Source organism: Serratia sp. 121840015-1 (assembly GCF_053627655.1).
Window position 1 is genome coordinate 926,250 of the sequence record NZ_JBSEYF010000001.1, and the last position, 23,743, is coordinate 949,992.

At 60.2% G+C, this 23,743-nt stretch carries 28 protein-coding genes; 10 read left to right on the forward strand and 18 right to left on the reverse strand.

Annotation, left to right across the window (positions count from 1 at the left end):
• Positions 1-58 precede the first annotated feature (58 nt).
• From fliR to fliF, 13 genes are all read right to left on the reverse strand, one after another.
• A complete protein-coding gene (gene fliR / locus ACUXAC_RS04445) occupies positions 59-841 on the reverse strand; it encodes a flagellar biosynthetic protein FliR (protein WP_033632754.1) in 783 nt (260 codons plus the stop codon).
• Between the two features lie 2 nt (positions 842-843).
• Complete coding sequence (fliQ, locus tag ACUXAC_RS04450; protein ID WP_004934803.1) at positions 844-1,113, reverse strand: flagellar biosynthesis protein FliQ; 270 nt, start codon at positions 1,111-1,113, stop codon at positions 844-846.
• A gap of 21 nt (positions 1,114-1,134) precedes the next feature.
• Positions 1,135-1,896 carry a flagellar type III secretion system pore protein FliP gene (gene fliP, locus ACUXAC_RS04455; protein WP_025303257.1) on the reverse strand — a complete coding sequence of 254 codons (762 nt, stop codon included), beginning with the start codon at positions 1,894-1,896 and terminating at the stop codon, positions 1,135-1,137.
• Positions 1,893-2,297: a flagellar biosynthetic protein FliO gene (fliO, locus tag ACUXAC_RS04460; protein WP_049271775.1), complete on the reverse strand. Its 405-nt coding sequence runs from the start codon at positions 2,295-2,297 to the stop codon at positions 1,893-1,895. Before fliO ends, fliP begins: the two co-directional genes overlap by 4 nt.
• Positions 2,297-2,713 carry a flagellar motor switch protein FliN gene (fliN, locus tag ACUXAC_RS04465; protein ID WP_038876868.1) on the reverse strand — a complete coding sequence of 139 codons (417 nt, stop codon included), beginning with the start codon at positions 2,711-2,713 and terminating at the stop codon, positions 2,297-2,299. Before fliN ends, fliO begins: the two co-directional genes overlap by 1 nt.
• Positions 2,706-3,710 carry a flagellar motor switch protein FliM gene (gene fliM / locus ACUXAC_RS04470; RefSeq protein WP_025303254.1) on the reverse strand — a complete coding sequence of 335 codons (1,005 nt, stop codon included), beginning with the start codon at positions 3,708-3,710 and terminating at the stop codon, positions 2,706-2,708. Before fliM ends, fliN begins: the two co-directional genes overlap by 8 nt.
• A 5-nt stretch (positions 3,711-3,715) precedes the next feature.
• Positions 3,716-4,201 (reverse strand): flagellar basal body-associated protein FliL, encoded by a 486-nt coding sequence (gene fliL / locus ACUXAC_RS04475; protein WP_004934797.1) that lies wholly within the window; start codon positions 4,199-4,201, stop codon positions 3,716-3,718.
• A gap of 165 nt (positions 4,202-4,366) precedes the next feature.
• A complete protein-coding gene (locus tag ACUXAC_RS04480) occupies positions 4,367-5,599 on the reverse strand; it encodes a flagellar hook-length control protein FliK (RefSeq protein WP_060420811.1) in 1,233 nt (410 codons plus the stop codon).
• Entirely contained in the window at positions 5,596-6,042 is a 447-nt protein-coding gene (gene fliJ, locus ACUXAC_RS04485) for a flagellar export protein FliJ (RefSeq protein ID WP_033647768.1), read from the reverse strand. Before fliJ ends, ACUXAC_RS04480 begins: the two co-directional genes overlap by 4 nt.
• Before the next feature lie 21 nt (positions 6,043-6,063).
• Positions 6,064-7,425: a flagellar protein export ATPase FliI gene (gene fliI, locus ACUXAC_RS04490; RefSeq protein WP_004934781.1), complete on the reverse strand. Its 1,362-nt coding sequence runs from the start codon at positions 7,423-7,425 to the stop codon at positions 6,064-6,066.
• Positions 7,425-8,129, reverse strand: coding sequence for a flagellar assembly protein FliH (gene fliH, locus ACUXAC_RS04495; protein WP_038876881.1), 705 nt, complete (start codon positions 8,127-8,129; stop codon positions 7,425-7,427). The genes fliI and fliH overlap by 1 nt, the downstream gene beginning before the upstream one ends.
• Entirely contained in the window at positions 8,122-9,114 is a 993-nt protein-coding gene (gene fliG, locus ACUXAC_RS04500; RefSeq protein WP_060420814.1) for a flagellar motor switch protein FliG, read from the reverse strand. The genes fliH and fliG overlap by 8 nt, the downstream gene beginning before the upstream one ends.
• Positions 9,111-10,817: a flagellar basal-body MS-ring/collar protein FliF gene (fliF, locus tag ACUXAC_RS04505; protein ID WP_070914639.1), complete on the reverse strand. Its 1,707-nt coding sequence runs from the start codon at positions 10,815-10,817 to the stop codon at positions 9,111-9,113. Before fliF ends, fliG begins: the two co-directional genes overlap by 4 nt.
• 314 nt (positions 10,818-11,131) lie before the next feature.
• On the opposite strand from fliF, the gene fliE reads away from it, so the two are divergent.
• Positions 11,132-11,446 (forward strand): flagellar hook-basal body complex protein FliE, encoded by a 315-nt coding sequence (gene fliE / locus ACUXAC_RS04510; RefSeq protein WP_025159836.1) that lies wholly within the window; start codon positions 11,132-11,134, stop codon positions 11,444-11,446.
• 117 nt (positions 11,447-11,563) lie between these two features.
• Here the strand turns inward: fliE and ACUXAC_RS04515 are convergent, their stop codons facing one another.
• Complete coding sequence (locus tag ACUXAC_RS04515; protein ID WP_197782430.1) at positions 11,564-12,163, reverse strand: FMN-dependent NADH-azoreductase; 600 nt, start codon at positions 12,161-12,163, stop codon at positions 11,564-11,566.
• A 129-nt stretch (positions 12,164-12,292) separates the two neighbouring features.
• Here ACUXAC_RS04515 and ACUXAC_RS04520 point away from each other — a divergent pair, with 129 nt between their 5' ends.
• Entirely contained in the window at positions 12,293-13,222 is a 930-nt protein-coding gene (locus ACUXAC_RS04520) for a LysR family transcriptional regulator (RefSeq protein ID WP_102984495.1), read from the forward strand.
• 478 nt (positions 13,223-13,700) lie between these two features.
• On the opposite strand, the gene ACUXAC_RS04525 is transcribed toward ACUXAC_RS04520, so the two are convergent.
• The 4 genes from ACUXAC_RS04525 to fliD all read right to left on the reverse strand — a co-directional run bounded on the left by ACUXAC_RS04525 (position 13,701) and on the right by fliD (position 17,096).
• Complete coding sequence (locus tag ACUXAC_RS04525) at positions 13,701-14,561, reverse strand: helix-turn-helix transcriptional regulator (protein ID WP_060420825.1); 861 nt, start codon at positions 14,559-14,561, stop codon at positions 13,701-13,703.
• Positions 14,562-14,869: 308 nt separating this feature from the next.
• Positions 14,870-15,238 carry a flagella biosynthesis regulatory protein FliT gene (gene fliT, locus ACUXAC_RS04530; protein ID WP_038876898.1) on the reverse strand — a complete coding sequence of 123 codons (369 nt, stop codon included), beginning with the start codon at positions 15,236-15,238 and terminating at the stop codon, positions 14,870-14,872.
• A complete protein-coding gene (fliS, locus tag ACUXAC_RS04535) occupies positions 15,238-15,648 on the reverse strand; it encodes a flagellar export chaperone FliS (protein WP_038876901.1) in 411 nt (136 codons plus the stop codon). Before fliS ends, fliT begins: the two co-directional genes overlap by 1 nt.
• Before the next feature lie 32 nt (positions 15,649-15,680).
• Complete coding sequence (gene fliD / locus ACUXAC_RS04540; protein WP_084827653.1) at positions 15,681-17,096, reverse strand: flagellar filament capping protein FliD; 1,416 nt, start codon at positions 17,094-17,096, stop codon at positions 15,681-15,683.
• Here fliD and ACUXAC_RS04545 point away from each other — a divergent pair.
• From ACUXAC_RS04545 to tcyN, 8 genes are all read left to right on the forward strand, one after another.
• A complete protein-coding gene (locus ACUXAC_RS04545; RefSeq protein ID WP_225528669.1) occupies positions 17,090-17,260 on the forward strand; it encodes a hypothetical protein in 171 nt (56 codons plus the stop codon). The genes fliD and ACUXAC_RS04545 overlap by 7 nt on opposite strands.
• Before the next feature lie 117 nt (positions 17,261-17,377).
• On the forward strand, positions 17,378-18,649 hold the full coding sequence (locus ACUXAC_RS04550; protein WP_102984498.1) for a FliC/FljB family flagellin: 1,272 nt from the start codon (positions 17,378-17,380) through the stop codon (positions 18,647-18,649).
• 182 nt (positions 18,650-18,831) lie between these two features.
• Positions 18,832-19,554 (forward strand): RNA polymerase sigma factor FliA, encoded by a 723-nt coding sequence (locus ACUXAC_RS04555; protein ID WP_004934752.1) that lies wholly within the window; start codon positions 18,832-18,834, stop codon positions 19,552-19,554.
• 55 nt (positions 19,555-19,609) lie between these two features.
• A complete protein-coding gene (fliZ, locus tag ACUXAC_RS04560) occupies positions 19,610-20,119 on the forward strand; it encodes a flagella biosynthesis regulatory protein FliZ (protein ID WP_025303240.1) in 510 nt (169 codons plus the stop codon).
• Between the two features lie 125 nt (positions 20,120-20,244).
• Entirely contained in the window at positions 20,245-21,237 is a 993-nt protein-coding gene (locus ACUXAC_RS04565) for a D-cysteine desulfhydrase (protein WP_025303239.1), read from the forward strand.
• 115 nt (positions 21,238-21,352) lie between these two features.
• The gene (gene tcyJ, locus ACUXAC_RS04570; RefSeq protein WP_454266518.1) at positions 21,353-22,153 is read left to right on the forward strand and encodes a cystine ABC transporter substrate-binding protein; all 801 of its coding nucleotides are present in this window, start codon (positions 21,353-21,355) and stop codon (positions 22,151-22,153) included.
• Positions 22,153-22,815 (forward strand): cystine ABC transporter permease, encoded by a 663-nt coding sequence (tcyL, locus tag ACUXAC_RS04575; protein WP_025303237.1) that lies wholly within the window; start codon positions 22,153-22,155, stop codon positions 22,813-22,815. Before tcyJ ends, tcyL begins: the two co-directional genes overlap by 1 nt.
• 3 nt (positions 22,816-22,818) lie before the next feature.
• Complete coding sequence (gene tcyN / locus ACUXAC_RS04580; RefSeq protein ID WP_038876913.1) at positions 22,819-23,571, forward strand: L-cystine ABC transporter ATP-binding protein TcyN; 753 nt, start codon at positions 22,819-22,821, stop codon at positions 23,569-23,571.
• Positions 23,572-23,743: the final 172 nt, after the last annotated feature.

Consider the following 23,743-nt stretch of genomic DNA (forward strand, 5'->3'; position numbering starts at 1 on the left):
TTTTATTGCCATTTTGTCTCAGGCGAAAACGGGGGGAAGGAAGGGGCTGCGCAGGGGCTTAGAAGGTCATGCCGCCGATCACCGCCGCCAGCCGATCGAAGATTTCACCGAACAGATGCTCGCAGAACGGGGCTAACATCGGCATCATCATGCCCAGCGTCATGATGCCGAAGGTCATGGTGACCGGGAAGCCGATCACGAAGACCGACAGTTGCGGCGTCATGCGGTTGAGCAAGCCGAGCGCCATGTTCAGCGTTAACAGCAGGCAGATCAGCGGTAGCGCCAGCATCATGCCGTTGATGAAGATCAGCGAGCCGACCTGGGTCAGCACCAGGAAGCCGTTGCCGTTCAGCGGCTGCGTCTGGATAGGCAGGGTGTGGAAGCTGTCCGCCAGCAGCGAAATCAGCCACAGATGGCCGTCGAAACTGAGGAACAGCAGCATCGCCAGCAGGTTGAGCAGGCGCGCCAGCACCGGCATGTTCGGGCCGCCGCTGGGATCGAAGAAGGTGGCGAACGACAGGCCCATCTGCATGCCGATCACTTCGCCCGCCAGGCGCACCGCCGCGAAGGCGAACTGCATGGTCAATCCCAGCGCCACGCCGATCAGAATCTGCTGAATCGCCAGCCACAGGCCGGCGGCGGAGAAGATCGGGATATTGCTGGCGGGCAGCGTCGGCGCGATCAGGATGACGATCAGCCCGCCAAGGCCTATTTTGACCTTTTTGCTGATTTGCTTTTCGCTGAATATCGGCGCGGTGCTTATCAGCGCCAGAATGCGCAGCAGCGGCCAAAAATAGTGGCTGAGCCAGACGGTGAGCTGGGCGCTGTCGAAGGTGAGCACGGTTAGCCGATCAGGGTGGGCAGGTTGCTGAACAGGGTGCGCATGTAGTCCAGCAGCAGGTTCAACATCCAGGGGCCGGCGATGATGATGGTGGCCACCACCGCCAGAATTTTGGGGATGAACGACAGCGTCATTTCGTTGATCTGGGTAGCGGCCTGCAGCAGGCTGACCACCAGGCCGCTGATCAGCGCCGCCAGCAGCAGCGGCGCGGCCAGCGCCAGCGCCACTTTCATCGCCTCGGTGCCGAGCGCCATAACCGATTCAGGTGTCATCTCGCGTTCTCCGATCGGGGGTTACGAATAGAAGCTCTGCGCCAGCGAGCCGAGCAGCAGCTGCCAGCCATCGACCAGCACGAACAGCATCAGCTTGAACGGCAGCGAGATGGTGGCCGGCGGCACCATCATCATCCCCAGCGCCATCAGCACGCTGGCGACCACCAGGTCGATAATCAGGAACGGAATGAACACCGTAAAGCCGATCTGGAAGGCGGTTTTCAGTTCGCTGGTGACGTAGGCGGGCAGCAGGATGCGCATCGGCACCGCCTCCGGGCCGGCCAGCGGCGGCTGATTGGCCAGCCTGGCGTACAGCGCGAGATCGGTTTCGCGCGTTTGGCGCAGCATGAATTCGCGCAGCGGCTGCGCGCCTTTATCCAGCGCGACCTCCAGCCCGATCTTGTCCTGGCTGAACGGCAGGTAGGCGTCCTGATAGACCTTGTCGAACACCGGCGACATGATGAAGAAGGTCAGGAACAATGCCAGCCCCAGCATCACCTGATTCGGCGGCGCCGACGGGGTGCCCAGCGCGTTGCGCAGCAGCCCGAGCACGATGATGATGCGGGTAAAGCTGGTCATCATCAGCAGCATGGCGGGCAGGAAGGTCAGCGAGGTCAACAGCACCAGCGTCTGCACCGGCAGCGACCAGCTTTGGCCGCCGTTGGCCAGCGGCTGACTGATCAGCCCCGGCAGTTGCGCCAAAGCCGCCGGGCTGATGAACAGCAGGGCGGCAGGGAGCCAAACCGCCGGACGGCGGACGAGGGTATGAAGAGTCGAAGTCATGCCGATTTTTCCGGGCGTTTCAGAACTTTTTGCATCAGTTGGCGGAAGTCCGCCGGCGTCGCCGTATCGGCCGCACCCTCGTCTTTCGGCGGGGCGGGCAGGGTGTGCAGCGGGGTGATCTGCTGGGCGGTGACGCCCAATACCAGTAAGGTATCGTCGACCTCCACCACCACCACGCGCTCGCGCTGCCCGACCTGGCAACTGGCGCGCAGGTTGAGCAGCTTGTTGTTGCGCGCCTGCGGAGCGAAGCCCAGCCGGCGGAACAGCCAACCGGCCAGCAGGATCAGCAGCAGAATGCCGCCGAGCGCGCTGCTGACCTGCATCAACACCGAACCGGCCGGCAAGGCCGGCGCGGCAGGTTGTTGGGTACTTTGGACGGTAACGGGCGCCGCAACGGTCATCAGCGGCTCAGTCGACGCATGCGTTCGGACGGGGTGATGATGTCGGTGATGCGCACGCCGAACTTGTCGGCCACCACCACCACTTCACCTTGTGCGATCAGGTAACCGTTGATCAGGATGTCCAGCGGCTCGCCGGCCAGGCCGTCCAGCGCCACCACCGAGCCTTGCGACAGGCGCAGCAGCTCTTTGATGGTCATCTTGGTGCGCCCCAGTTCCACGGTCAGCTTGACCGGAATATCCAGGATCAGGTCGATATCCTGCAGGCTGCCGAGCGCATCCTGAGCTTCCAGCGACTTGAACACCCCTTCGGTGCTCGCGCCGGATTTCTCTGTCGACTGCTGCTCGTTAAACGCATCAGCCCACAGATCGTCTACGGATTCCTTTCCTTCGCCAGACGGTTGCTTAGGATCACTCATTGGGCTGTTCCTCACTCAGAGCATTCAAAATAGGGTTAATCAAATGTTCAACACGCAGGGCATATTGCCCGTTCAACGTGCCGTATTGGCTGGTCAGAACCGGTACGCCGTCCACATGGGCGATCAGGCGTTCCGGCTTGTCTATCGGTAATACATCGCCCGGCTGCAGCTTCAGGACTTTCGACAGCCGCATCGGGATATCGACGAAGTTGGCGATCAGCTCCAGTTCGGAGTGCTGCACCTGCTTCACCAACGTTTCGCGCCAGTGGCTGTCTTCCTGCCGCGAATTTTCCAGCGGCGGGTTGGTCAACAGCTCGCGCAGCGGTTCGATCATCGCGAACGGAATGCAGATGTTGAACTCGCCGGTCAGCGCGCCGATCTCCACCTGGAACGGCGTGGTGACCACGATGTCGTTCGGCGAGGTGGTGATGTTGGTGAACTTCACCTGCATTTCGGCGCGCACGTACTCTACGTCGATCTTGTAGATGGCGCTCCAGGCGTCGCCGTAGGCGTCCAGCGCCAGGCGCAGCATGCGCTTGATCACCCGCTGTTCGGTCGGGGTGAACTCGCGGCCTTCGACCTTGGTCGGGAAGCGGCCGTCGCCGCCGAACAGGTTATCGACGGCGATGAACACCAGGCTCGGCGCGAACACGAACAGGGCGGTGCCGCGCAGCGGGTTCAGATGCACCAGGTTCAGGTTGGTCGGCACCGGCAGGTTGCGGGCGAACTCGTGATACGGCTGGATTTTGATCGGGCCGACGGTAATGTCCGGGCTGCGGCGCAGCAGGTTGAACAACCCCATGCGGAACTGCCGGGCAAAACGTTCGTTGATGATTTCCAGCGCGTGCAGACGCTCGCGCACCACGCGGCGCTGGGTGTTCGGATCGTAAGGCTTGACCTCGCTCTCTTTGCCGACTATCGCTTCGGGTTCATCACCCGCGCTGTCGCCGTTGAGCAAGGCGTCGATCTCTGCCTGTGAAAGAATGCTATCGCCCATAGTGATTACCGCAGTATGAAGGCGGTGAACAGCACGTCGCTGACCACCTGCTTCGGTTGTCCCTTAACCAGCGGCGGGCTGAGCACGTCCTTAATCTGCGCCACCAACTGTTGCTTCCCTTGTTCATTGGCCAGCTGGCTCGCTTCCTGACGGGAGAGCAGCATCAGCAGACGGCTGCGCACTTCCGGCAGAAAATCGTTCAGCTGGCGGCGGGTACTTTCGTCCGGCAGACGCAGCGTGAGGCCGATGTACAGCACGCGATCCGGGTTGTTGTCCGGCGTCACCAGGTTGACGGTAAAGGTGTCGAGCGGCATGAACACCGGCGCGGCCGGCGGTTGCTGTTTGGCAGCGGCCGGTTCGGCACCGTTTTTATGCTGTTGCAGCAGCCACCAGCTGTAGCCCGCGGCGCCACAGGCGACGACGCTGATCAAGACCAGCAGGATGACCAGAAGGGGGCGTTTCGGTGCTGCCGGAAGGGAGTTCTGAGACATAGCGAAATCTAATTCCTGTTGTTCCACCCGCGGCCGGCGAGGCGGCGGGCATAGCGCGCGGCAAGGCCGCACGCATGACATGTAAAGGTATTATCGCGTCTATTGCGGCGTGCAATAGCCTGAATAGACGCGCAAATGGGTGCCAGCTTGGGCGTTTGCGGCGGCTTAGGCGAAAATATCGACGCCGTTGACCGCGCTGGCCATACGCTGCAGCGCCGCCGGTGCGCTGACGCCCTCGGCGGCTGCGCCGTCACCGCCATGATGTTCAGCATAGCTGGAACGCCCCTGGCCGTTGGAAGCCTGCTGTTGCGCCTGCTGCTGCCATTGCGGAGTGGACTCGCCGCCCACGCTGCTCTGCCCCAGGTTGATACCGCTCTCCGCCAGCGCGTGCCGCAGCTGCGGCATCGCCGCTTCCACTGCCGCACGCACCTGACCGTGAGCGGAGGCGATGTGCAGCTGCGCCTGCTGATCGTCCAGTTTCAGCGTGATCTGCAAGGCGCCCAGTTCCTGCGGGTGCAGGCGCAGCTCGGCGCTTTGCTGGCCGTTGCGGTGGAACATCAGCACCTGCTGGTTCAACGCCTGCTGCCACTCCGGGCTGCCCAGCTGCGCGTTGAGCTGCGGCGCAGGCGGTGCGGTCACCAGTGCGCTGGCAGGAGCGGCCGTTTGCGTTGGGCTGGCGGCGGCCAGGGCGACGGCGTGGTTGAGCGTCGGTGGCTGCTGCGCATCGCTCGCCGGCAGCGGCTGTGCGGTGCTTGCACGTTCGCCGTTGGTCGGTTGCGGGAGCGCCGCCTTGGCATTATCGCCGTCGGTAGCCGACGTTTTCGCTTCCGTCAGCGAGGGAGCGGGGGATGCCGATGAACGCGCGGCGGTTTTATCACCGGCCGCCGCGATGTTCAGCAGGCCATTGCCGGGCTGCAGCGCAGTCGCCTCGTCAGCGCTATCCACCGGCAGCGAGCGTTGGCCTTCGGCCGGTTGCGCCTGGGCGACGATCGCGGCCGGCAGCATGGCGTACAGCGCCTGCAGCGTTGCGGCATCCAGCTCTTTGGCGGCGGCGATCGGCGGCTGCGCCGGTTTGTCGCCGGCGGCGGGCGCTTCGTCCTCGGCGCCTTCAGGTGAAAGCGCGTCGGCTGAGGCCGTCTGGCCCGGCAGCAGGCCGCCGCGCTCGCCGAAGGTGGCCAGCAGTTGATTGAGCTGGTTGCGGCTCAGGGCCGGGGCGCGTTCTTCGTCCGCGCTCAGCGCGACCGGCGGCTGTTTGCCGTCGGCGGCGGGCGCGAAACGGGCGCCGAGCAGCTGGGCGAAAGCGGACGACAGCTGGCTCTCATCCAGCGCCGACGTCAGTTCGGCCAGGCCGCCGGCGTCGCCGGGTAAGGCCAGGCCGGGCAGGGCGTTCAGATTCATGGGTTGATATTCCTTTGTGCACTGCGTTGAGCGAACTCATCCATCAGTTTTTGATCCCGTTTGTTCTCCTGCTGCTGCTCCGCCGTCAGAGCGCGGGTATGCAGGGTCTCGAAAGCGTTCAGCCGCTGTTGTTTGTCTTGCCATTGCTTCACCGCATGATCCACTTTCTGCCCCCACTGCAGCAGCTGCTGGCGGTGTTGGTCGATGGCCTGTTCCAGCGTGCCGATAAACTGCTGGTAGTTTTGCCAGCGTGAGCTGTCCATGCCGTCGCAGAGCGTATGATTCAGCTTCTGGCGGTATTCGTCCTGATAGTTGAGCAGCATCGACAGCTGCTGCTCTGCCGCCTGCTGCGCCTGCCGTACCTGGCCCAGCTGTTGCGCGGCCTGTTCCACCGCATCCTGCGCCAGATCTCGCAGGGTAATCAGGGGGGATTGTGATTTCATCGCTGTGCGCCTCTGGTGACGTTAAACAATCAACTGCTGCAGCTGTTGACAGGCTTCATCATAGCCGCTGCGTTCAAAGATGCCCTGTTGCAGGTAAGCTTCCATCTGCGGATACAGCGTCATCGCTTTGTCCAGCAACGGATCGCTGCCCGCCGCGTAGGCACCGACGCTGATCAGATCGCGGTTGCGCTGATAGCTGGCCAGCATCTGTTTGAAGGTGCGCACCCGGCGGTAATGCTCTTCGTCGATCAGCGACGTCATGGCGCGGCTGATTGACGCTTCGATGTCGATCGCCGGGTAGTGGCCGGCTTCCGCCAGGCGCCGGGACAGCACCACGTGGCCATCGAGAATTGCGCGCGCCGAGTCGGCGATCGGGTCTTGCTGATCGTCCCCTTCGGTCAACACGGTGTAGAAGGCGGTGATGGAACCGCCGCCGCTGATACCGTTGCCCGCGCGTTCCACCAGCGCAGGCAGCTTGGCGAAGACCGAAGGCGGATAGCCTTTGGTCGCCGGCGGCTCGCCGATGGCCAGGGCGATCTCACGCTGCGCCATGGCGTAGCGGGTGAGGGAATCCATGATCAACAACACATGCTGCCCGCGATCGCGGAAATCTTCGGCGATGCGGGTGGCGTAGGCCGCCCCCTGCATGCGCAGCAGCGGCGACACGTCCGCCGGCGCGGCGATCACCACCGAGCGCGCCCGGCCTTCGGCGCCGAGAATGTTCTCGATAAAGTCTTTGACCTCGCGGCCACGCTCGCCGATCAGGCCAACGACGATCACATCCGCCTGGGTATAACGGGCCATCATGCCGAGCAGCACGCTCTTGCCGACGCCGGAGCCGGCGAACAGGCCCATACGCTGGCCGCGGCCGACGGTCAGCAGGCCGTTGATGGTGCGCACCCCCACGTCCAGCACCTGCTCGATCGGCGTGCGCTGCAAGGGGTTGAACGGTGCGGTGATCAGCGGCGCGCGGTAACCGGTTTCCGGTGAAGGCAGGCCGTCGAGCGGTTTGGCGCTGCCGTCCAGCACCCGTCCCAACAGGGCCGGGCCGAGCGGCAGCTGTTTGCCGGCGCTTTGGCCTTCCGGCGCGATGCGGGCGTAAACCCGCGCGCCCGGCACGATGCCTTCCACTTCTTCCAACGGCATCAGGAACAGCCGCTGGCCGTTGAAGCCGACCACTTCGCTTTCCACTTCCTGCACCTCACCGGCGTCGTGCCGTTCGATGAGGCAGGTCGCGCCGAGCGGCAGCTGCAGGCCGGTAGCCTCCAGCACCAGCCCGGTCGCACGGGTCAGGCGACCATAGCGGCGCACCGTCGGCGCGCGCGCGATGCGTTTTTCCAGCGTATCCAGAGAGCTCAGCCAGCGGCCGAGACGCGCGGTCATCAGACTTCTCCCGGTGCCGCCAGGCGGCACAGTTCATGCCAGCGCGTTGCCAGGCTGGCGTCGAGATCGCCTTCCTCGGCGCTGACCTTGCAGCCGCCCGGGTGCAGCTCGCCGTCCGCCAGCAGGCGCCAGCCGTGCAGGCTGAGGGTGACCCCCAGCTGCTGCTCGACGCGCGGGTAGTCGTCCGGGTGCACCCGCAGCTGCGGCTTGCCGTTGAACATCGGTTCCTGTTGGATCAGTTGTTGGATCTGCGCCAGCAGGGCGGTGCCGTCGCATACCGGCGGCTGGCCCAGCACCTGTTTGGCGGCGGTCAGTGCCAGCTGCATCAGCCGCGAAGCGATCACGCTGTCGAGCGCGTCCAGCGTGTGCTGGAATTCGGTGACCAGCTGCTGCCAGTGGGCGGTCAGCGGCTGCTGCTGCTGTTGCGCTTCCAGCAGCCCTTGCTGGCGGCCCTCCTCCAGTCCGGACTGAAAACCGGCCTCATAGCCTTTTTGCTGGCCGTCGGCATAGCCCAACTGCTGGCCCTGTTGCTCCGCCTGCAGGCGCAGCGTCGCCAACTGCTGCTGCAATTCGGCCTGTGCGTCCGGCGACGGATCGTCAAGTTCGAGATCCGGCAACTGCGGCAGCTCGACAGCCGGTTTCTGTTCGCCCAGGTCGTTGAGCGACCAGGGCTGCCAGGGCAGGGTGTTAATGCGATCAGACATAGGTGTCCTCGCCGCCGCCGATGATCATTTCGCCGCTTTCCGCCAGGCGTCTTACCACCAGCAGAATGGCTTTCTGCTCGTTCTCCACCTGCGACATGCGCACCGGCCCACGGTTGGCCAGATCGTCGCGCAGGATGTCGGCGGCGCGTTGCGACATGTTCTTGAGGAACTTCTCGCGCAGCGGCTGCTCGGCGCCTTTCAACGCAATCAGCAGCGACTCGCCTTCCACTTCCTGCAGCAGGCGTTGGATACTGCGATCGTCGACCTCCACCAGGTTTTCGAACAGGAACATCTCGTCGATGATCTTCTGCGCCAGCTCGCCGTCGTATTCGCGCATCGCGTCGATGACCGCTTCTTCCTGCTGGGTTTTCATCAGGTTGATGATCTCGGCGGCGGTGCGCACCCCGCCCATTTTGCTGCGCTTGAGGTTCTGGCCGTCGAGCAGGTTGTTCAGCACTTCGGTCAACTCCGCCAACGCCGCCGGCTGTACGCCGCCGAAGGTGGCGATACGCAGCATCACGTCGTTGCGCAGGCGTTCGTCGAACAGGGCCAGGATATCTGCCGCCTGGCCGCGTTTGAGGTGCACCAGAATGGTGGCGATGATCTGCGGGTGTTCGTCGCGGATCAGATCGGCAGCGCTCTGCGGCTCCATAAAGTTGAGCGTTTCCATGCCGGTGGTGGTCTCGCGCGATTCGAGAATGTCTTCCAGCAGGCTGGCGGCGCGCTCTTCGCCCAGCGCTTTGACCAGCACCGAACGCAGGTAGTCGCTGGCGTTGACGCTCAGCGCCGCGTATTGCTCGGCGTCGTCTTCAAACTCGGTCAGTACTTCGCCGAGCTGTTTGTGCGAAACCTGGCTCATGCCGGCCATGGTGCCGCTCAGCAGCTGTACTTCGCGCGAGGAGAGGTGTTTGAACACCTCCGCCGCGCGATCTTCACCCAGCGTCATCAGCAGGATGGCGCTTTTGTCGGTTCCGGTCAGGCTCATATCTCGTTACTCATCCATTGGCGGATTACCAGAGCGACCACGCGTGGGTCTTTGTCAGCCAGATCGCGGATCCGCTGGCTCTGGACTTCTGCGCTGACGCGCTGCTGCGATTTACGACGCTGCGCCAGCTCCTCGTTGCTCGGTTTGCTGCTGTCGACCGGTTTGGCGGCAGGGGCGTTGGCGGCGGCGACGGCGGCCTGTTGCGCCGCCTGGCGCTGTTGCAGCTGCGGCCGCACCAGTTTGCGCCACAGCAGCCAGGCCACCAGCAGCACCAGCAGATAGCGGCCCGCGTCGATCAGACGATCGATAAACGACTGGCTTTGCCAGAACGGCAGTTCGCCACCGGTCACCTGACTGTCGGTAAACGGCGTGTTGACCACGTTCAGGGTATCGCCACGGCTGCTGGAGTAGCCCATCGCTTCACGCACCAGCGCTTCGATCTGCGCCAGCTGCTCTTTGCTCATCGGCTGCGGTTTGCCGTCTTTATCGGTGCCCAGATAGTTGACGACCACGGCGACCGACAAACGCTGCACGGTGCCGGCTTTTTGCTGGGTATGGCGAATGGTGCGGTCGAGCTCGTAGTTGGTGGTCGCGTCGCGACGGGTATTTTGCGGTACGCCGCTGGCCGCCGCGCTGCGGGTGGTCGCGGCGTTTTGCGCGGTGGCGTTGGCGTTGGCATTGTTGCCTGCGGTGGTGGCCGGCTTGGCGGTCTCAATCGGTGCCGTGGCCGGCGCGCTTGGCTGATTAGACAGTGCGCCCGGCACGCCGCCTACCTGTGGCCCGCCGATCTGCTCGCTCAGGCTGGTTTGCTGAGAGCGGATAGCGGCTTTGTCAGGCTGTTGGTTAGGTTGGTACTGTTCATCGGTTTGTTCGCGAGTGGCGAAGTCGATTTGCGCCGTGACCTGCGCGCGCACGTTGGCGCTGCCGACCACCGGGGCGAGGATCGCTTCGATGCGGCGCTGGAAGCCGTTTTCCACTTCGTTGGCGTATTTCAGCTGCGAGGCGTTGAGATCGCGCCCGGTGCCGTCGGACTGCGTCAGCAGACGGCCAGCCTGATCGACCACGGTCACGTTGCCCGGCGGCAGGCCGGCGACGCTGCTCGACACCATATAAACGATGGCGTTGATCTGGCCATCATCCAGCGCACGTCCGGGTTGCAGGGTCAGCGTTACCGACGCGGAAGGGGATTTTTGTTCGCGCACGAACAGCGAAGGTTTAGGCAGCGCCAGGTGAACGCGGGCGTTTTGTACCGGCCCCAGCGATTCGATAGTGCGCGACAGCTCGCCCTCGAGGGCACGCTGATAGTTGATCTGCTCGCTGAACTGGCTGATGCCGAATTTTTCCTGATCCAGCAGTTCGAAGCCGACGGCGCCGCCTTTCGGCAGCCCTTGCTGCGCCAGGCGCAGGCGGGTTTCATGCACCTTTTCCGCCGGGATCAGCAGCGCTGCGCCATTCTCGGCAAAGCGGTAAGGGATATTCATCTGCGTCAGCTGGGTGACGATGGCGCCACCGTCGCGGTCGTTCAGATTGCTGTACAGCACGCGGTAGTCGGGACTTTTCACCCACAACAGCAGCGCGACGACGATCGCGATCGCGGCGGAAGCGGCGACCAGCAACGGAATTTTCGGGTTGGCGCGCAGACGATTCCAGATGGCCTGCAGGCCGTTGTCGCGGCTTTCGCCGGCGGTTATCGAAGCACTCATTTTAGGTCTCGTCCTTCAATGGCGCTCACGATCCCGTACGGGCCGCTGAGCAGCTCCCTGCCAGGCTGATGAACGGTATGGTTAGCGTTGTGTGACAAAACAGACTCCCTGATACACATATCTTCTAAATAGCGGCGCTCCCATTTCTGGGCAGGCCATTATTCGCCTTATCAGACGATTCTGATTGCCCGATAAGCCGGGTTTTTTGCAGTTAATTAGCCGCTTTAGCTCTGAAAACGCTGTGCTAGGGTGTGCATCATTGGAGAAGTGCAGGGTGAAACGTCACCCGGCGAGACGAGATGATTGAGGATCAGATGGCGATTCAGGGCATTGAAGGAGTACTGCAGCAGATGCAGACCATGGCGGTTCAGGCCGGCAAAATGGGGCAGAATGCGGCGCCGCAGGGCGTCAGCTTCGCCAGCGAACTGACCGCGGCGCTCGGCAAGATCAGCGAGACCCAGCAAACGGCGCGCAAGCAGGCGCAGGATTTTGAACTGGGCGTGCCGGGCATCAGCCTGAACGATGTGATGGTCGATCTGCAGAAATCGTCGGTCTCTTTGCAACTGGGCGTGCAGGTGCGCAACAAGCTGGTGGCGGCCTACCAAGATATTATGAATATGCCGGTGTGACGTTCGGTCTGTGCCACCTGTCAGAGCCGGGTCCGTCGCCAAAAGCGACGGATCTCGACGGCTAACAGGAGGGCAAAAGGGCCGATGACAAACAGAGTCAGCAACATCGAAAAGGCCTCAGTCCGCCAATTCCGCAATCCGTTCGTGGGCGTTCGCCAGTCCCTGTGCGAGGCCGTGCGGTTTCATATCCAGCCCTTCGGCATAGATAAATTGCACGTCGCCGATCCCCATCAGCCCCAGCACCGACCGCAGGTAGGGCGTCACGGCGTCGGTCGGCTGGCCGGCGTGTACGCCGCCGCGTGAGCTGAATACCAGTGCATTGACGCCCTCGACCAACCCGACCGGGTAGGTGGCGGTATAGTTGAACGTTACCCGGGCGCGGGCCACCAGATCGAACCAGTTTTTCAGCTGGGTCGGTACGTTGAGGTTGTACATTGGCGCCCCGACCAGCAGCAGATCGCTCCCTTTCAGTTCGGCAATCAGCCGATCGGACAGCGCCACCGCCGCTTGGGCGCGTGGGCGGGTGTTTTCCGCGCCGCGCAGCGCACTGAACAGCTCGCCGTCCAATACCGGCAGATCCAACGCCGTCAGATCGTGCTCGACGATTTTATCTTCGTGTCCTTTGGCCCGACGCTCCGCCAGATAGCGGTCAATCAGGTTATTGGTCTGCGAGTCGTTTCCCATAATGCTGGATTTGAGCACCAGTATTTTTTTCATGTGGTTGTCCTCTGACGATCATCTGTGGTTTTCACCGGGAATTCCGGAATGACTGCAGGTTATCATTGCTTGATGTTCACCAGTGGTGATAGGTTTTCACTTAATTGATTCCAATTTGGAAGCGGTAAAATGAAAAGCGATCTCAGCGCGCTGCCGGCTTTTGTCGCCGTGGCGGAAGGCGGCAGTTTTGCCGCCGCCGCAGAAAAACTGCATCTGACGCGCTCCGCGGTCAGCAAAATCGTGTCGCGGCTGGAGGCGCGGCTCGGCGTGATGTTATTTATGCGCACTACGCGCAGCCTGAGCCTGACGGATGAAGGGGCGCTGTACTACGAGCACTGTCGGCAGGCGTTGGCGAACATACAGGCGGCGGAAAATCAGCTGGACAGCGGCAAGATGCAGGTCAGCGGCCGGCTCAGGGTCTCGGTGCCGGTGTTGTTCGGCCACCTGTGCATCGCCCCCTTGCTGACGGCGCTGGCGAATGAGCATCCGTTGTTGACGCTGGAAATCTCGTTCAGCGACCGCAGGATCGATCTGGTCGATGAGGGGTTCGATCTGGCGGTACGCATCGGCGAGCTGGCGGACAGCGGCAGTCTGGTTGCCCGGCGCCTGGGTGAACACGGCATGCTCCTGTGCGCTTCGCCCGACTACCTGCGGCGCAGCGGAGAACCGAGCACGGTGGACGCGTTAAGCCGACATCAGGCGGTGGGGTATCTGCACGCGGGGGCGGTGTTGCCCTGGCAACTTCGCGGCGAAAACGGCGAGCTGCAATCGTTCAGGCCACCGGCCAAGATGATGATGGATGACATGCAGGGGATCGTCGATGCTGTTTCCGCCGGTGCCGGTATTGCCTGGCTGCCGGAGTGGCTGGTCCGCGATCGGCTGGCGGCGGGGACGTTGGTGGAGATCATGCGCGGTGAGTCCAGCCTCAGTTTTCCGGTGAATGTGGTATGGCCCTATATGCCTTATCAGCCGCTCAAGGTGCGACTGGCGGTGGACAAACTGGTGGCGGAGCTGCCGGGGAAATTGGCGCTTGTGGCGCCGTTGGTATCACAACGCTAAGGGCCGGAGCCGCAACTGACAGGGAATGGGCGCTAATGTAACGAATAGAGGGACGAAAACGGCGCTGTCAGGCTTATTGAATGCCCAGGTGACCGTTTATTATGGCCTGATTAGTAGGGTTATTATTCGAGGCAGGTCAATGAGCACGAAAAGCGAATCCAGATGGCGTCTGATCAGTATTTTAATGCTGACGGTACTCGCCGTATTAATTGGCATTCTGGTTAAACTGGACTGAAGTCTGACCAGGCGATAAAAGCCTGGCCATTTTATTGTGCGGCAAGTAAGCGCATCATGTCTTCTTCATACAGCAATGCTAAAAGCCACAGCCCCAACAACATTATTGCCAGAGAAAATAATCGCTTTTCATTACGCATCGTTTAATTTGCTCTTCGGCGGTTCGACGTTGCGTAGCCTATCTCAGCGTTGTGACAACTGTTAGGAACCTGTGCTAAATAAAGCCATTTTGTTGCGCGTCTATTTATGTTTCTCCGGCGGCTATCGCTTCGGCCCCCAGGGGGCCAGGTTCCATAATCCTTTGGTGGCCGCGAATGGCGGTAGGGGCAAAGCCGAAGCGCTTGCGAAAACGTTCGGCGAAACGCGACGCGCTTTCATAGCCGACATGTTGTGCGATGGCGGATATCGGCCAGTCGGTGGATTGCAGCAGGGCCAGCGCACTGCTCATGCGCACGTCGATCATCAGGTTGCGCAACGCGGTATTTTCCATCGACAGTTTGCGGCGCAGCATCACTTCACTCATCGACAGGCTCTCCGCGACTTTGGCTGCGGTCCAAATGCTGTGCGGATCGGTTGCCAGGCAGCGGCGCACGCGCTGCGTCAGGTCTTTGGCTTCGTTGTGGATGAAGCGAATGCCGAACTGGGCCAGCCACAGCAGAATTTCCAGCATTTTGTGCCGCACGATGATGGTGGGAAAACGCTGCCGGAGCGCCAGCGCCAGGCTGGTGGTCTCAAAGCTGTGCTTCAGGGCGCAGGGCAGATTGCGCAGCGCCAGGACGGCATCGAACGGCATCGGCGCCGGCGTTTCCTCGGCCGGAGGCTGAAGAGTGAGCAGCAGAGGGTCGCAGGTCAACAACTGACAGCTGAACACGCCCTCTTCGGAGGGGCCGTTAATAATATCCACCGTTTGTCCCCCGTCGATAATCAACAGCTCGCCGGGATGAGCCACCACTTCGTGTTGTTGCCAGCGTACGCGCTTATGGCCTTGTTGTATCAGATACAGATGTGGTTGCTCAAAATAGACTGAAGGGAATAATAATTCAGTATGCTGAACGATGTGCGCTGAGGCACCAATTCCTGGACAGAGATTAATTGTACGTTCCATCGATATTCATTTCGCAGCCATTATCTGGGAATATCTTTACGCTTTGATCCGCGTTGGAGCAACATTTTTCCATGGGCTGTGAAACACAGCGGCGTGTTTTATCTATCAAAAATCAATTTCCTGCTGAACAGAAAACGTCCGTGTCGGGATGATGCTTATCCATTAAAGTGAGAGCCAGGCTCGAAGCGCGCATTTTACCAATTACCCATAAACTGAATAATTCAAATGCCATAGATTAATATCCTAACGTAACCCGAGAGTAATAGCGCATGGTGCTATTTAATCCATTTTCGTCAGTATTGTCGATCTTATCGGACCTGTGGTTCCCCCAGCAACAGCGCGCGGTCATGAAATTGGCCGTAGGTATTGTTGACCACGTTCTGGCGCGTGGACTGCTCGATCAGCGTTTTCAACTCATCCATGCGTTGCTGCAGCAGACGCTTGAGCTCGGTTTCGTTGTCGAGGATCTGTTGCAGCTTATTGCGCAGCATCTCTTGCAAGGCCATAGACGGGCCGGCTTGCCCGGTAAAGGCGGCGGTTTTTTCCACCGCCGTCACGTAGGCGAATTCGAGTTCGACGAGCTCTTCCCAGCGCCCGGTTTGCGCCAGCGCGATCATCTGGCTGCTCAGGCTGTAAATTTGTTGATAAGCGGCTAACAGCTGCTGTTGACGTTCCATTACACGGCGTCCTGCGAAGGTTGGTAGTTGGGGCCGATCTGGCGCCAGGCATCGGCGATGTTCTCCAGCAGTTTGACCACTTCGGCGATTGCCGCCTCGTCGTTATGCAGGTTGGCCTGCATTAACCGACGCTTCATGTAGTCGTACAACGCCGCCAGGTTTTCGGCGATCTCGCCGCCCTGTTGAGGGTCGAGGCCGCCTTTCAGGCCGTTGTCGATGATGTTGATGGCTTTGGACAGCGCCAGACCTTTGCCGGCGATATCGCCCTGGTTCATCAGGATGCGTGCGCGAAGCAGGGCGCTGAGCGCCCCGTCGAACAACATCACGATTAACTGGTGCGGGCTGGCGCTCATGGCGCCGCTTTCCAGACTGACCTGTGCATAGGCCTGAGTGCCGCTTCTGTTATACATGTTGTTTCTTTACCTGTTACTTGGTTAAGGGATCACTTTGCCGAGAATTGCTGTTTTAAATAGTCACCCGTGCCGCTCAATTTAGACATCATGGTATCTAACTGAACGAACTGCTGCTTATAGCGGTCGATGGTGTTCTGAATGCTGGCCGTGACCGTGGTGATCTGGATGTTCAGGCGATCGAGGTTGGTGTTGATACTCTTGGTCGAGTTCTCGATGATGCCGCCGGATTTGATGTAGCTCTGGATCTCGTTGTGGATCTCGGTGGCCATACCGGTGTCTTTGCCGTTACCGGCGAAGAAGTTGGCGACCTGGTCTGGTTTTTCGTCGATGGCTTTGTTCAGCTTGGTGCTGTCGATTTCCAGCTTGCCGGTTTTGACGTTGGTGGTGATGCCGAGGTTGCCCAGGCCTTTCAACTCCGGGTTGTCCTGCGCCGAGCTGAGGGCGCTTTTGATCGAGGACTGGATACCGCGCAGGGTATTGTCGCCCAGCAGCGCACCGTTCTTGGCATTCTGCGCTTCACCGCTTTTGACCGGCGTGTATTTGGTCAGCGAATTAAAGGTGTCCAGCAGCGAGTTGTAGTTATCCACCCACTCTTTAATCTTGTCGGCGCTGCCGCTCTTGTCGATGCCGATCACCAGGTTTTGCGGTTCGCCGGACTTGGTGGTGCTCTTCAGATCGAGCGTGACACCCTGTAAGGCATCGGCGATCGAGTTGGTGCTGCGCTTGATTTTCGTGCCGTTGACGACGATTTCCGCATCCTGCCCGGGCACGGTTTGTTTCATCGCGGTGCTGCCATCTTTCGGCGGATTTTTAGGATCGTAGTTGAGGATGGCGCCGAGCTTGTCGTCGTTATTGACCTGTACCGCAATGGTGTTTTTTTCGCCTGGCGTGGTGGAGCTCAATGCCAGTTGATAGTCATTGTCGCCGACGCGCATGATGCTAGCGGTAACGCCGGATTTCGACTTATTGATGGCGTCGCGCATTTCGACCAGTGAAGTCTGATCGTCACCGAGCGGGATCTTGGTCTCTTTCGGCGGGTCACCGGCGGTGATGCTGATAGAGCGATCGTTGCTGCCCGGCGTGCCCAGCTTGGCCTGCTGGTCGGCGATCGGCGTTTGAGTGGTCAGCGTTTGCGGCTGCGCCAGTTTCAGCACCTCGATCGAGTAGTTGCCCGGCACCGACTTGTCGGTGGTGCTCACGGTAAACTGATCGTGCTTGGTGGCGGTGGTGTTGTTGAAGAACTCTGGCTTGGCCAGGTCTTTGCTCAGATTGTCAAACTTCTCCAGTGCGCCTTTCAGCGTGCCGTAAGCGGTTAGCTGGGCGTTGTAACTGGTCTGCTGGGTGGTGTACGGCGTCAGACGCTGCTGTTCCGCTTTGGTCAGCTTGTCGAGCAAACCGTTAAGGTCGAGTCCTGAGCCGATGCCTAATGAACTGATCGATGCCATTCGTGCTTCTCCTTGATAATGACTTTATTCGCTTTACGCGTTATCGGCCCAGTGATGAAAAAGTTTACCGAAAAAAACAAAAAAACGATGGCGCAATAGAGGAGGGAAAAACCGCGTTATTTCCGCCATTGCCCCTGGCGCAAAAAATTTTAAAAAATTGCTAAAGGTTGTTAGGGGAGGGCCGATACCTGAGGGGACGGTGGTTGACGCCGTGGGCAAACAAGCCCGAACCTTTTAACTGTGTTGCGAAGAACGCAACTGACTCGTAAGGAAAGCAAACAATGGCACAAGTAATTAACACTAACAGCCTGTCGCTGATGGCGCAGAACAACCTGAACAAATCTCAGTCTTCTCTGGGTACTGCGATTGAGCGTCTGTCTTCCGGTCTGCGTATCAACAGCGCGAAAGACGATGCTGCGGGTCAGGCTATCTCCAACCGTTTCACCGCGAACATCAAGGGCCTGACTCAGGCTTCTCGCAACGCCAACGACGGTATCTCCCTGGCGCAGACCACTGAAGGCGCACTGAACGAAGTTAACGACAACCTGCAGAACATCCGTCGTCTGACCGTACAGTCTCAGAACGGTTCCAACTCTTCCAGCGACCTGCAGTCCATCCAGGACGAGATCTCTCAGCGTCTGTCTGAAATCAACCGCATCTCCGAGCAGACTGATTTCAACGGCGTGAAAGTACTGAGCGCAGATCAGAAACTGACCATCCAGGTTGGCGCGAACGACGGCGAAACCATCGATATCGAACTGAAAGACATCAACGCTAAAACTCTGGGTCTGGATAAGTTCAGCGTGGCCGATCCTATCGATACCACTAAAATTGGCACCACTAAACTGACCGCCGTTGATAAAATGGGCGCGCCGACTATCGCTGCAGACAGCAAAGGCACAACGCCAAAAACCAGCGATGGCAAACTGTACTCTGCTGACGATGGCACCGGTACAGTCAACTACTTCGTAAAATCTACCGATGGTGGCATCTATGATGCAACCGTAGACGCGACAGGCAAAGCAACTTGGGACTCTACTGCAGCAGCAACCAAACCAACTGCTGGCCTGAAAGAAGAGACTCAGGTTAAAGTTGGCACCACCAACATCAGCGGCCTGAGCGGTAGCGATGAACTGCGCACTTACACCGACCCAGCCGGCAAATCTGGCTATGTGGTTAAAGGCAAAGACGATAACGGCAACGACGCTTACTTCAAAGCGACCGTAGACGCTTCCGGTAAAGTGACCAAAGGCGCGCAGCAGTCCACCGATCCAAAAACTGCCGATCCGCTGGCAACCCTGGACAAAGCGCTGTCTCAGGTTGACTCCCTGCGTTCTTCCCTGGGTGCGGTACAGAACCGTTTCGATTCTGTTATCAACAACCTGAACAGCACCGTGAACAACCTGTCCGCTTCTCAGTCCCGTATCCAGGATGCTGACTACGCGACCGAAGTGTCCAACATGAGCCGTGCCAACATCCTGCAACAGGCTGGCACCTCTGTTCTGGCACAGGCTAACCAGTCTACTCAGAACGTGCTGTCCCTGCTGCGTTAATCGTCTCTCCCGATTAACTGTCGCAAAGAAACCCCGCTTCGGCGGGGTTTTTTTATGCTCGCGCACCGCGCGGTTATTACATGGCGCAAATAAAGCCCGTTTTGTGCGACTGTTCAGCCGATTGGCATTCCGCCCCCTACGCATAATAGCGCTGACTCTCTTATCCGCAGGTTTAAGACATAGTGAGCGATCTGTATACCGCCGAAGGCGTGATGGACAAAAATTCTCTCTGGCTGCGCTACGTCCCGTTAGTGCGCCACGAGGCGTTGCGCCTGCAGGTCAGGCTGCCCGCCAGCGTGGAGCTTGACGACTTGCTGCAGGCCGGGGGAATCGGGCTATTGAACGCCGTTGAGCGTTATGACGCCCTACAAGGAACCGCCTTTACCACCTATGCGGTGCAACGCATTCGCGGCGCGATGCTCGACGAGCTGCGCAGCCGCGACTGGGTGCCGCGCAGCGTGCGGCGCCATGCGCGCGAAGTCGCGCAGGTGATGCGGCAACTGGAACAGCGTTACGGCCGTCCGGCGAGCGAGACGGAAGTGGCGCAGACGCTGAATATCTCGCTGGATGAGTACCGTCAAATTCTGTTGGACACCAATAACAGCCAGCTTTTCTCCTACGACGAATGGCGCGAGGAGCATGGCGAGAACGCGGAACCGATGCTGGAAGGGCATGAAGAGGCCAACCCGCTGCATCACCTGTTGGAAGGCAGCCTGCGCCAGCGGGTGATCGACGCCATCGAGGCGTTGCCGGAGCGCGAAAAAATGGTGCTGACGCTGTATTACCAGGAAGAGTTGAATCTCAAAGAGATCGGCGCCGTGCTGGACGTCGGGGAATCCCGCGTCAGCCAACTGCACAGTCAGGCGATCAAACGGCTGCGCGCGCGGCTGGCGAACGATACCTGACGGCGGCCCACCGCCCCTCAACTCGATGACTCATGCGACAATCGGACTGCCCTTTATGCCAGGAATACTGTTGAAGAAACGGCCGCTTAGCCGTTACCTGAAAGACTACAAGCACAGCCAGACCCATTGCTCCCAGTGCGGCAAACTGTTGGACCGCATGGCGCTGGTGTTTCGCGGCAAGATTATCAATAAAGAAGCCATCGCGCGCATGGATCAGCCGATCGACGATGCGGTCTGGCAAAACGTGCAACACGAGCTGACCGCGCTGTGCCGCTTCTGCAGCGAGATCTCCTGCAACAGCCACCCGAGCTATTTCGACATCATGGCGTTCAAACAGTATCTGTTCGAGCAGACCGAGATGAGCCACAGCACCATCCGCGAGTATGTGGTGCGGCTGCGCCGGCTGGACGAAATGCTGGTGGCGCGCAACTACCCGGCGGATAAATTCGCCAGCAGCGCCAGCCATCAGCGCATCATCGACGATCTGCCTACCGCGGCGCACAACAACTACCGCATTGCGCTGCGCAAATACGATCAGTATCTCGCCTGGCAGCGCAGCTACTGAGACTTTTCCCCGGCCGCTGGGCCGGGGCCTGCTGTTTCCCCCGTGATAAAGGATGATTATTCAGTTCACATCTGCTAAATCTATCGGTTATCAGATGTTGATATTCGATTCCCTGGGGGGAAGTAGTGAACCTGCAACAACAACTGGCGCAATTTCCGCGTCTGGATCTGGTTGGCACCGCCACACCGCTCGAAAAGCTGTCCCGTCTCTCCGATTACCTCGGCCGCGAAATCTACCTTAAACGTGACGATGTCACTCCTATGGCCATGGGCGGCAACAAGCTGAGAAAGCTTGAGTTTTTGGCCGCCGACGCGCTGCGTCAAGGTGCCGATACGCTGGTCACCGCCGGCGCCATTCAATCCAACCACGTGCGCCAGACGGCGGCGGTGGCGGCGAAACTGGGCCTGCACTGCGTCGCGCTGCTGGAAAACCCTATCGACACCCGCGCGGAAAACTACCTGACCAACGGCAACCGCCTGTTGCTCGGTCTGTTCAACGCCGAGGTGGTGATGTGCGAAGCGCTGCACGATCCGCAGCAGCAACTGGCGGAACTGGCGACGCGCCTCGAGGCACAGGGCTTCCGGCCTTACGTGGTGCCGGTGGGCGGTTCCAATGCCCTGGGCGCGCTGGGATACGTGCAGTGCGCATTGGAAATCGCCGAGCAGAGCCAACGCAGCAACGTGGCGTTCAGTTCGGTGGTGGTGGCGTCCGGCAGCGCCGGCACCCACGCCGGGCTGGCGGTGGGGCTGCAGCAGCTGCTGCCGGAAACCGAACTGATCGGCGTGACCGTCTCGCGCACCGTGATCGATCAGCTGCCGAAGGTGGAGCAGATCCAGAAAGCTCTGGCCTGTTCGCTGAATATCGACGAACTGGCGCCGATCGCGCTGTGGGACGATTATTTCGCGCCGCAGTACGGCATGCCGAACGAAGAGGGGATGGCGGCGGTGCAGCTGCTGGCGCAGCAAGAGGGCGTGTTGCTGGATCCGGTATACACCGGCAAAGCGATGGCCGGTTTGATCGACGGCATCGCCCAGCGGCGCTTCCGCGATGAAGGTCCTATTCTGTTCGTTCACACCGGCGGTGCGCCGGCGCTGTTCGCCTACCATCCGCAGGTGTAAATACCGCTTGTTATTCCATTTTGAACTATATTTATAAAGTTATATTCCTTTATGCGGACGGTCGCACTGTTAAAGTGCTGATATCAAAAAAGATAAATAACACACAGGGGTGTTTATGATGTTTGCGAAAGTTCGTCGTCAATGGTTGTTGGGCGTGGTGGGTATCGCATTGGCCGCCGGTGTGACGACTCAAGCCTATGCCGCCGACAATCTGCTGCAGCAGGTGAAACAGCGTGGCACGCTGATCGTCGGGCTGGAAGGCACCTATCCGCCGTTCAGCTTCCAGGGTGAAGACGGCAAGCTGACCGGTTTTGAAGTGGATTTCGCCAACGCGCTGGCGGAACATCTGGGCGTGAAAGCCAAGCTGAACCCGACCAAGTGGGACGGCATGCTGGCGTCGTTGGACTCGAAACGTATCGACGTGGTTATCAACCAGGTCATGCTCTCCGATGAGCGCAAGAAGAAATATGACTTCTCCACCCCTTACACCGTTTCCGGTATTCAGGCGCTGGTGAAAAAAGGCAACGAAGACACCATCACCAAGCCGGAAGACCTGAAGGGCAAGAAGGTCGGCGTGGGCCTGGGCACCAACTATGAGCAATGGCTGCGCGCGAATGTGCAGGGCGTGGACGTGCGTACCTACGACGACGACCCGACCAAGTATCAGGATCTGCGCGTTGGCCGCATCAACGCCATTCTGGTGGATCGCCTGGCGGCGCTGGATCTGGTGAAGAAAACCGGCGATACGTTGGCGGTAGCCGGCCCGGCGTTCTCTCGTCAGGAGTCCGGCGTGGCGCTGCGCAAGAACAACCCAGAGCTGCTGGCCGCGATTGACCAGGCGATCGCCGAGATGCAAAAAGACGGCACGATGGCGAAGATCTCCGAGAAATGGTTTGGCGCGGACGTAACTAAATAATGCACGAAAGTATTCAACTGGCGCTGGATTCAGCGCCATTTTTATTGAAGGGCGCAATACTGACGCTTCAGCTCAGCCTGGGCGGCATGGCGTTGGGGTTGCTGCTCGGTTTTCTGCTGGCGCTGATGCGCCTTTCGCCGCTGTGGCCGCTGTCGTGGTTGTCGCGTATCTACGTGTCGCTGTTCCGCGGTACGCCGTTGATCGCCCAGCTGTTTATGATCTATTACGGTTTGCCGCAGTTCGGCATCGAGTTCGATCCTTTCCCGGCGGCGCTGATTGGCCTGTCGCTCAATACCGCCGCCTACACCTCGGAAACGCTGCGTGCGGCGATTTCGTCGATCGACAAAGGGCAGTGGGAAGCCGCCGCCAGCATCGGCATGACCCGTTGGCAAACCCTGCGCCGAGTGATCCTGCCGCAGGCGGCGCGCACCGCCTTGCCGCCGCTGGGCAACAGCTTCATCGGCCTGGTGAAAGACACCTCGCTGGCCGCCACCATTCAGGTGCCGGAACTGTTCCGTCAGGCGCAGCTGATCACCTCGCGCACGCTGGAAGTGTTCACCATGTACCTGGCGGCATCGCTGATTTACTGGGTGATGGCGACCCTGCTTTCCGCGCTGCAAAACCGTCTGGAAGCCCACGTTAATCGCCAGGATCAGGAGTAGCGCATGAGTGCCATTGAAGTTAAGCAATTGACCAAGCAGTTCAAGGGTCAGACGGTACTGCATGGGATCGATCTGGCGGTGGACGCCGGCGAAGTGGTGGCGATCATCGGGCCGAGCGGCTCGGGGAAAACCACCTTATTGCGCTGCATTAACCTGCTGGAGGAGCCGGATTCCGGCACCATTCGCGTCGGCGATATCCTGATCGACGGCAGCAAGCCGCTGAGCAAACAGAAAAATCAGGTGCGGGCGCTGCGTCAGCAGGTCGGTTTCGTGTTCCAGAACTTCAACCTGTTCCCGCACCGTTCTGTGTTGGAAAACATCATCGAAGGGCCGGTTATCGTCAAGGGCGAGGCGAAAGCCAGCGCGGAACAGCGCGCCCGCGCGTTGCTGGCCAAGGTGGGGTTGAGCGGCAAGGAGCAGGCGTATCCGCGGCGGCTATCCGGCGGCCAACAGCAGCGGGTGGCTATTGCGCGCGCGCTGGCGATGCAGCCGGAGGTGATTCTGTTCGATGAGCCGACGTCGGCGCTCGATCCCGAGCTGGTGGGGGAGGTGCTCAATACCATGCGTTCACTGGCGGAAGAGAAACGCACCATGGTGATCGTCACCCATGAGATGAGCTTTGCCCGCGACGTGGCCGACCGGGTTATCTTTATGGACCACGGCCGCATCGTTGAACAGGGCCCGGCCAAAGCGCTGTTCGCCAACCCGCAGCACCAGCGTACCCAGCAATTCCTCGACAAATTCCTGAATCAATAAGGCGGCGGGGGAGCTTCCCCCGTCCGCATTCACTCCGTTTTCAATAATGCGTTTCGCGCGGCGGCGGCGAGAAACCCGCTGCGGCTACCGTATCCCGGATGTTACCGAACCCGAGCGTCAAAGCGACGAGTCGCGTGCTGCCGCGGTTTGCAAGCAGACCAATCCGTTCTGA